Source organism: Flavobacterium sp. YO64 (assembly GCF_004119505.1).
Classification (GTDB): Bacteria; Bacteroidota; Bacteroidia; order Flavobacteriales; family Flavobacteriaceae; genus Flavobacterium; species Flavobacterium oncorhynchi.
Genome location: NZ_NRQV01000057.1, coordinates 1 through 8,926, shown reverse-complemented (window position 1 = coordinate 8,926; position 8,926 = coordinate 1). Strand labels below are relative to the sequence as shown.

Annotated in this window: 8 protein-coding genes; 5 read left to right on the top strand and 3 right to left on the bottom strand. The window is 29.1% G+C overall.

Annotated features, from left to right (window positions below):
* From BOW57_RS20795 to BOW57_RS20695, 3 genes are all read left to right on the top strand, one after another.
* Positions 1-482, top strand: a 482-nt coding sequence (locus BOW57_RS20795; protein ID WP_206734764.1) for an AraC family transcriptional regulator, incomplete at its 5' end; no start/stop codon positions are given.
* Between the two features lie 103 nt (positions 483-585).
* Positions 586-1,041, top strand: coding sequence for a nuclear transport factor 2 family protein (locus BOW57_RS20395; RefSeq protein ID WP_129056984.1), 456 nt, complete (start codon positions 586-588; stop codon positions 1,039-1,041).
* 42 nt (positions 1,042-1,083) lie between these two features.
* Positions 1,084-2,214 (top strand): nuclear transport factor 2 family protein, encoded by a 1,131-nt coding sequence (locus tag BOW57_RS20695; RefSeq protein ID WP_164973754.1) that lies wholly within the window; start codon positions 1,084-1,086, stop codon positions 2,212-2,214.
* A 144-nt stretch (positions 2,215-2,358) separates the two neighbouring features.
* Here BOW57_RS20695 and BOW57_RS20385 read toward each other — a convergent pair whose 3' ends face one another.
* Positions 2,359-3,564: a PQQ-binding-like beta-propeller repeat protein gene (locus tag BOW57_RS20385; RefSeq protein WP_129056982.1), complete on the bottom strand. Its 1,206-nt coding sequence runs from the start codon at positions 3,562-3,564 to the stop codon at positions 2,359-2,361.
* Between the two features lie 223 nt (positions 3,565-3,787).
* Between BOW57_RS20385 and BOW57_RS20380 the strand changes: the two genes are divergently transcribed.
* Positions 3,788-4,459, top strand: coding sequence for a hypothetical protein (locus BOW57_RS20380; protein WP_129056980.1), 672 nt, complete (start codon positions 3,788-3,790; stop codon positions 4,457-4,459).
* 158 nt (positions 4,460-4,617) lie between these two features.
* Here the strand turns inward: BOW57_RS20380 and BOW57_RS20375 are convergent, their stop codons facing one another.
* Together BOW57_RS20375 and BOW57_RS20370 are read right to left on the bottom strand one after the other, a co-directional pair.
* A complete protein-coding gene (locus tag BOW57_RS20375; protein ID WP_129056977.1) occupies positions 4,618-5,733 on the bottom strand; it encodes a nuclear transport factor 2 family protein in 1,116 nt (371 codons plus the stop codon).
* A 112-nt stretch (positions 5,734-5,845) separates the two neighbouring features.
* The gene (locus tag BOW57_RS20370) at positions 5,846-6,811 is read right to left on the bottom strand and encodes an AraC family transcriptional regulator (protein ID WP_164973753.1); all 966 of its coding nucleotides are present in this window, start codon (positions 6,809-6,811) and stop codon (positions 5,846-5,848) included.
* A gap of 546 nt (positions 6,812-7,357) precedes the next feature.
* Here BOW57_RS20370 and BOW57_RS20365 point away from each other — a divergent pair.
* Entirely contained in the window at positions 7,358-8,836 is a 1,479-nt protein-coding gene (locus BOW57_RS20365) for a serine hydrolase domain-containing protein (RefSeq protein ID WP_129056973.1), read from the top strand.
* Positions 8,837-8,926: the final 90 nt, after the last annotated feature.

Below are 8,926 nucleotides of genomic sequence, written 5' to 3'. Positions count from 1 at the left end.
CAGCTTATACTTCTTATATAATAGGCGCTTTATCATTTACATTTCTATTCTATTTAATTGTGCTCGTTCTAATATTTAGGAATAATAATGAGCCTGCTTTTTTTAGTGAAAGAGAAAAATACAAAAACAAAGAAATTGATAAAGCAACTCTAAGTCTTATAGATCAAAAACTATCAATAATGATAGAAAAAGAACTATTCCTTAATCCAAATTTCAACCTTGAAGAAGCTGCAAAAGAACTAAACATAACAAAACATTTATTGTCTCAATATGTAAATGAAGTATTAGGTAAATCCTTCTCAAACCTAATTAAAGAATATCGAATTGAAAAAGCAAAAAAATTATTAGAGACCGAAAAAAACTTAACACTTGAAAGTTTAGGTTATGACAGCGGCTTTAATTCTAAATCAACCTTTTTTACAGCCTTTAAAAAAACAACGGGTTTAACTCCTGCTGAATATCAAAAATCATATTCAAAATAAGTTCAATATTGCAAAATAGGAGTTCTACTTTATAAAGTAAAACTTTTAAACTATTCATATCTAAGATATTTGCTCTCATTATTAACAATTTAATTTTTTAAAAATGAGAAAAATTCTTTTATCAATTTCCTTTAGTTTATTCTTTTTTACTGCAAATGCTCAAGTAAATAATGATGAAAATGATTGGCTTTTAATTCAAAAAACACTTAATCTTTATTTAGACGGACAAGCTACAGGTGATTCTGCAATGGTAGCAAAGTCATTTCATGATTCTTGGCAATTAAAATATTTTGCTGAAGACAAATTTAATATCGTTCCTAAATCAAAGTATATAGTAGGATATAAAAAGCATCCAAAATCAAATAACTGGTCAGGGCGTATTATTTCTATCGACGTAACAAATAATGTAGCCGTTGCAAAAGCCGAAATAAGTACTTCAAAACTATTGTTTACAGATTATTTTAATCTTTTAAAAACCAATCAAGGCTGGTTTATTGTCGACAAAATATCGACCAGAACACCTCATAAAACAGTTGAAGCACCAGCTGTAAAACAATAAGAATAAATCAGATATACTTTTTTTTTAATTCTACATTTCTAAATGATGAAAAACACCGCACTCATATTTCTTATTCTTATAGGTTTGTACTCGATGAATATTCATGCCCAGAACAAAATACTCTTTGTGACTTCAAATCAGGATTTTTACGGCAATACTACAATTACGACAGCCAATCATTTTGAAGAAATCATAAAGCCGTACGATGTATTTATAAAAGCAGGATATACAGTTGACTTTGTAAGTCCTAAAGGCGGAGCTGTTCCCGTTGGCTATATCAATACCTCAGACAGCTTACAAAAAAAATATTTGTACAACGGATGGTTTATGGATAAATTAGAACATACAAAGAAACCAACAGAAATTATTATAGAGGATTATACTGCGATTTTTTATACTGGCGGCGGTGCCGCAATGTATGGTGTAGCTGAAAATCCTGTTATTCAAAAAATAGCACGAAGTATTTATAATAAAAATGGTGTTATTTCTACTATTTGCCACGGAACCGCAGGAATTGTTTATTTAACAGACGAAAACAAAAAGCCTCTTTACAGCGGAAGAAAAATTACTGGTTTTCCAGATAAATTTGAAAATAGAAATGCCGAATATTACAAAGCATTTCCTTTTTCAATTGATAAAGAGATTAATAATAATCAAGGTAATTTTGTAAATTCTGATAAAGGAGGTGATGCATTCTATATTGTTGACGGAAGATTTGTAACAGGACAAGACCCTTCTTCAGCCTCAAAAGTAGCCAATGAAGTTATCCGAATTTTAAAAACTAATTTTAATAATTCTGATACAAGCAAGAAAGATGATTTAGAACAAATCACAGAAGTTCTGCTTAATTATATTGAAGGAACTGCAAACGGACAACCTGAAAGATTGCGAAAAGCCTTTAATCCAAATTTTAACTTATATACTGTTGAAAAAGATACTTTATGGATACGTTCTGGAGAAAAGTATATTTCTAATATAAAAGTTGGTGAAAAGTCTAACAGAAAAGGGAGTATTATTTCCATCGATATTGAAAAAGATGCTGCAATAGCAAAAGCAGAAATCATTGTGCCAAACTGGCGCGTTTTTACAGATTATTTCTTAATTCTTAAATATGAAGGTACTTGGAAAATTGTACATAAAAGTTACACTTGGAGAGAATTATTAAAAACCTAAATAAACTGAAAAACCTCCAGAATCATTTTATTCTGGAGGTTTTAATCAGCATTTACAATCGAATACTTTACTCACGATTAATAGTTTCAGATAATCAAAAACTGTTTGTTAATCGTTCAAATTCTGATTGTATTAAGATCCATTTTATTGAATTAACTTTAAATATGCACTATAAGCATCATCTTTAATAGAAGTGCGCAGATAAATTTCGTTTTCATCTTTTGTTTTAAACTCAAATTGAATCAAAGCGGCATCCGAATAATAATACAAGAAATCATCTACAGCAAATTCTAGATTTGAAATAGGTTTTGTGATTAGTTTTACTTCAAATGCAATTTCACCATTTGTTATGTCTATTTGAAAAAGTTTTCCTTTACTAGTATATCCCCAAATATTATCACTTTCCTCAATCATGTATTCGACATTATCGCCTTTAAAATCCGTTTTCCAAATCTGAGTTCCCGTTTTTGAGTCCACAGCATATATCGAAGAAACCTCAGAACCTTGAGCAGCAAAATATACTTTTTTGTCCTTACAAAATATACGATCCTTAATATTACTTTGGTTTTCAGCTAGTTTAAACTGCCATAAAACATCTAGTTTATCTGGACTTAAAGCAAAAACCACATCTTTTTCATTTGCAATAAATACATTTTCACCATCCGTTACAGGTTTTCCAGTTATAGCTTCTTCAAAGCCTTTTTGATTGAGAAGTTTACCAGAATTTGCCTCAAAACTATAAAGATTAGACGCACTTTGTACAAAAACTTTGTTATCAAAAAATAGAACTGGATTGTCATTATATAAGTTATCCAGCTTATAATTCCATATTAAACTCCCGTCTTTTACATCAAGAGCATAAATGTTATTATTTGGACTTTGAGTCGTAATAAACAATTTTCCATCATTAATAACTGGAACTTGATTTCTTAGTACAATTTGATCCTTAATATTTCCCAGTCTTGATTTCCAAAAAATAGAACCTGTTTGACTATCAATTGCAAAAATTTCACCGTTAACAAACGGAATGTATATAACTCCATCAAGCAGCGTTACTTGATTTGCACACATTTCGATAGTAAGATCTGTCGCTTTTACAGTCCAATTAAAAGCTTCTTTTTCTAAATTAAATGACATCAAAGATCCATCGTAATCATAAATCAAAATTGACTCTTTATCTAACGGAACTTTTTTAAGCGGTTTTATGGCTTTATGAGTAACCATATCATTATCCGTTAAAACCTTATTATTAGAATAATTCGTTTTCTCTGACTTCGATTGAGCATTAGCTTCACTAAATATATTTATTACCGTAAATACAAATAAAAGAGTTATCAGTTTATTTTTCATTTTTAAAATTTGGGTTTCATGATTTAATTTCTTTTTCAACTCTAAAGCTGTCAAATAAAACAATATCGATGCCAAATATAGTTAAAAATTACTACCCTATTTTAGAAGCAATAAAGTCTTCGTTATCTTAAACAAATTAATAAATTTTAGTAAAAATATTTCTTATATTCGTTTTAAAGAAAAGCCTATTAAACTATAAATCATTTGTATCCAATTCAATAAAATGAAAAAAAGTATATTATTACTTCTCACGATTACTGCACTATTTTCTTGTAAAGAAGAAAGTAAGTCAACTCCAGATACCGCTGATACAAAAACTTTAGATTCGGTAAAAAATATCGAAAACAAAAAGCAAGCAGCACTTAATAAAGCCATTTATACTAAATATGAGTATAAGGATTCTAAAGGTGCAAGCCTAATAATAGAAAATAGTTTACCAAAAGGCGGAATGAAATACACTGATCCAAAAGGCAAAGTATATGTTTATGTTGTATTTTGGACTCAAGTCAGCAATCAAACAGCTAATCCTCTTGAATTAAAAATGGATTTTCCTGTACATTCTTATGAGATTCCAGCTTTACCTGACCAATACTTTAAAATTTTGCTTCCTCCCAACGAAATGACATATGAGAAAATCCCCTTATTTAATTATGGCTTGAAAGATTTAAATTCATTCTTAGATAAAAATATTCATAAATCATCTTCACTAAAAAGAACTATTAATCCGAAGCAATCGAGTAGTTTTTATGTTGTTTTACTTTGCGTAACAAAAGGTGCACATGGTACTTTGCGAACTGGACTCAGTTTAAAAGGACAAAATCTTTTTTATACAATCAACGATAAAGAAATTCATTGTGGAAATATCAATTTGAAAGATTTAATACTAGAAAAATAAAGGCAATGATATTGCTGTCAAATTCTTCTAAAAAGCTCATTAAAAAACTCCTTAACTTCTTAAAGTGTTTTTTAATGAGTTTTACAATATAGTTTTAAATTAAGAAGTTTAAATCCTCAAGATTCTATTAAACCTTTGCGTTAACTAAATAAATCATCCTAATTATTCTTCTCAATCAATTCAATAATTTTTAAGGCAACACCATTTGATGATTGAAAATTTTGCCCTGTAACAATTCGTCCATCTTGTTCAACAAAAGATTCATTTCGCTTTGAAAATTTAAAATCTCCGCCTCTCTCTTCTATTGTCTTCTGAATTAAAAAAGGAAAGTGTTTAAAATATTCGCCATCTTGTTTTTCGAAAGAATCAGGATAACCACTTACTTTTTTTCCTTCAACCAAGAATTTTCCATTTTTAGTTTTCAAGTTAACAATCCCTGCAGTTCCGTGACACACCGACGAAATAATACCATTATTATCTTCGTATACTTGCATAGAAATACGTTGAATCTCCAGGTTTTCAGGAACATCATACATAGCGCTTCCGCCTCCAATATAATGAACAGCTTTGTAATTTTTATAATCAACTTCTTTGGGACTCAACGTATACTTTATGGCGTACATAAAATCCGGATTATATAAATACTTTTTTTGCATGTCATCAGAAGTATTAATATAGGCTAAAGGAATATCACCTCCATTTGGACTTACAAAATCAACAGTATAGCCTGAATTTACAAAAGTATCGTAAGCGTTTACAATTTCTGCAAAGCTGTTTCCTGTTGAAATTGTTGAATTTCCATAATAATTAGCATTAGAAACAATGAATAATATTTTCTTTCCAGATTTATTACTCACTTTACTGCTTGCCGATTTGCTGATTATTTTCCATTCGCCTTGAATTTTTTTGAGTAGAAACATATCCATAAATTCTTGCTTTCTTTCAGGAATGAGAATTTCAGCTTTCGCAATAGCAATATCATTAAAATATTCTATCGAAATAATTCTCCCTATACGACCATTAAATTCTCCCTTTTTTCCTTTTTGAAACCAAGAGACATATTCTGAACTAGGAACCACCCATAAAGGCTTCTCTTTATGGCTTAAAAAAAGATTAGCTTCAGGATAAAAAGCCTTACTTATATCATCGGGCTTATTATAAGATGTTCCATCAATATAGTTTTGAATACAACTCTCAATCAGAGACTGCTCTGATTGTGAAAAAGATAAATTTGATAATAATACAAATAAGATTGCGAAAAAGATTCTTTTCATAAACACTGGATTTTAATGATTTAAAAATATTCTTCAAAACTATATTGAATACGTTTTAAATCATTCCAGATTTATAATAACGGACTCCAAATGTATATTTTAGGAGTAGAAATTATTCTTTTTGGTAATTTGAAGGCGTTGTACCTGTTATTTTTTTAAATGAACTGTAAAATGTACTGCTGGAATTAAACCCAGATTCAAAACCTACAGCCTCAATTTTTAACTGAGTACTATCTTTTAACAACCGTTTTGCTTCATCAATTCGATATTCATTGATGAAGTGAGTAAAGCTTTTATTCAAATTGTCATTAATAAATTGTGACAGCAATTGCGGACGAATATTTAATTCTTTTGCTAAAATTGATAATGTAAGGTCTGGATTAGTATAGATTTTTCTTGCTTCGAAAAGTATATCTATTTTTTTCTGAATTTCTTGAATCAACTTTTCATCAATTTTGTTTACGTATTTTTCCTTATTAATCGCTGAGATTAATACTTTGTTTTTCGCATAATAAATAAGAAGAAAGGAAATATAAAAACTGAAAGAAAAAGTCAAAGCCCCTGAAATATATGAAGTATATCTCGCTAAAAAATACGAAAGCCAAATTGCAAAAACACCGCAAATAATTGACAGTATCCAAGTATCATAATAGCTTATTTGACTGCGATTAGTTACCAACTTCTTAAAAATCTGTCTAGACTCATAAATGGATAATACAATAAAAATAAGCCATTGAATATTTATAACATAATACACTACTCCTCTCCATAAAACAGGATTCTCCTTGTATGGAAAAAGAAAACCAAAAACACTTATAGTTGTAACTATTAAAATGATTGTACGCTTTGCAAAAGAATGATTAAGATTTTGCAATATTGATCGAACATAAAAATATAATAAAGGACCAATTAAAAAACAGGCTGACAAACCTATCTGTAAATACGTTTTTGACAATTGCGGATTAAAATTATAAAATACCGATTTCCCTATTCTGATACTTAAAGACAATAATAAAAGTCCAAGAAATAAATCCGATTTAGCTTTGTTCTTTTTGAAGAATAAAAAATAAAAACTCAAAACAACGCTATTAAAAACACCTAAAGCGCTTAGAAAAAATAATATTTGATTATCAGTATTCATTAATTAGGAAATGTGCTTTCTTTTTGGAATTGCTTACCGCTAACTTAAATAAACCCGCTAAAAACAGTCGAGTAAGTTTTTTACAATACTACATAAAAATATCAATATGATAAGTGCGTTTTTCATAAACAGAACATTATTTTTTCTAATAAAAGAAATCAAATTATCTAATACATAACTTCTGCGTGTTATTCCCTATCGATCCAATCTTTTTTTGTTTACAACAATAAAGAGTGACTGAAAATATTAAGGAATCCAAAACTTCATTCTTTTTAAAGGTAGTTTATGACGGTCTTTACGAATCTGCTTACGAAGCAATAATTTACAGGACTTGAAGAAATTTTCTAAAAATTAGGATATATAAAAATTGAGAATTAAATATAGTAGTAATATTTCATATCTTAGTTGAAAAATCAATCAATCAATCAATCAATCAATCAATCAATCAATCAATCAATCAATCAATCAATCAATCAATCAAAAATGAAAAAACAAATTGTTCTAATTCTACTAGCTTTTAACTTGACCTTTACGGTTTCTGGACAAAAAATAAATGATTTCTTCTCAACACTTTCTAAAAACAATCTTTTTAATGGGAGTGTATTAATTTCTAAATCAGGAAAAAACATCTTTTTTAATTCTTACGGATATTCTAATATCGAAAAGGAAGAAAAAATCAATGAAAAATCTCAATTTCCAATTGCATCTGTGTCAAAAACGTTTACAGCAGTAGCAATATTGCAGCTTAAACAAAGAGGAAAATTAAATATTGAGGATCCGGTCCAAAAATATCTTTTGGATTTTCCTTATCCAAATGTTAGTATCAGACATCTGATAAGTAATACTTCTGGATTGGTGCAATACAATCGTCTATTCGATAATGCAATAAAAGAAAGGCCTGAAAAAATATTTTCTAATGAAGATATTATACCAGCATTAATTGAAAATAAAATGCCGCTATCATTTGTTTCAGGTGACAAATGGGAGTATAACAATGTTAATTTCTGCCTTGCGGCTTTAATAGTGGAAAAAATAACTGGAATTAGCTTTAGAGATTATTTGGAAAAAAATATTTTCGGACCTGCTAAAATGAAAGATTCATTTCTTCCAAAGGATAGAAGGCTTAAAGAGCCAAATCAGGTAGAGTTGTATACTTATCCAAACTTTTATTCGACAAATGTCGTGAATGTTCAAACCTTAAAAGAAACTTTTTTAATAGATGAGAAAAGTAATTTCTATGGACCGGGAGGTATTGTAAGTACGGCGCTAGATTTACAGAAATACCAAAAATCATTATTTAATTATGAGCTTTTAGGCAAGAAAGAATTAGAAGAAGCACTTACACCATCAAAGCTTAATAACGGAAAAATTGCTTCTTATCGTTTTGAAGAAAAAGAGATTGCCTATTGTTTAGGCTGGCAGACATACACTAATAATAGTAACGAAAAAATAGTTTTTCACGATGGATTGAATACTGGACTTACGTCCATTTTGATGCATAATATTACTAAAAACCAAACTGTCATTTTGCTGTCCAATACAGCAAGTCCAGTTTTTTTTACAGCCAATGAAGCTTTGAAATTAATTGATAATAAACCTTATAAAATGCCACTACAGAATCTTTCGAGAGTCTATGGCAGTTTGCTTGAAAGTGGGAATAAAGAAAAAGCAAATCAGTTAATTGAAGAATATTTAAAAAAGCCAGACAGTTACGAAGCAACAGAAAGAGATTTTAATAGGTTGGGGTATCAATTTCTAAGACTTAAAAAAACAGACAATTCTTTGCTGACATTCGCTTCGGCAGCATTAATTTTTCCAAATAGTTCAAATATATATGACAGCTACGGTGAGGCATTACTCCAATGCGGCAAAAAAAATGATGCGATTAAGATGTATCAAAAATCTGTTGAATTAAATCCAGATAATGAAAACGGTAAAAAAGTTTTAAAAGAATTACTCTAAATATGTTTAGTATAGAACATAAAACAATTCCATTTACAGCATGTATTCGGAACAACACAAAAAAACTCCTTAATTTCTTAAGGAGTTTTT

Excerpts from the sequence above, each read along its gene's own strand:
- BOW57_RS20385 (WP_129056982.1), bottom strand. The coding sequence starts at position 3,564 with ATGAAAAATAAACTGATAACTCTTTTATTTGTATTTACGGTAATAAAT.
- BOW57_RS20695 (WP_164973754.1), top strand. The coding sequence starts at position 1,084 with ATGATGAAAAACACCGCACTCATATTTCTTATTCTTATAGGTTTGTAC.
- BOW57_RS20395 (WP_129056984.1), top strand. The coding sequence starts at position 586 with ATGAGAAAAATTCTTTTATCAATTTCCTTTAGTTTATTCTTTTTTACT.
- BOW57_RS20375 (WP_129056977.1), bottom strand. The coding sequence starts at position 5,733 with ATGAAAAGAATCTTTTTCGCAATCTTATTTGTATTATTATCAAATTTA.
- BOW57_RS20365 (WP_129056973.1), top strand. The coding sequence starts at position 7,358 with ATGAAAAAACAAATTGTTCTAATTCTACTAGCTTTTAACTTGACCTTT.
- BOW57_RS20380 (WP_129056980.1), top strand. The coding sequence starts at position 3,788 with ATGAAAAAAAGTATATTATTACTTCTCACGATTACTGCACTATTTTCT.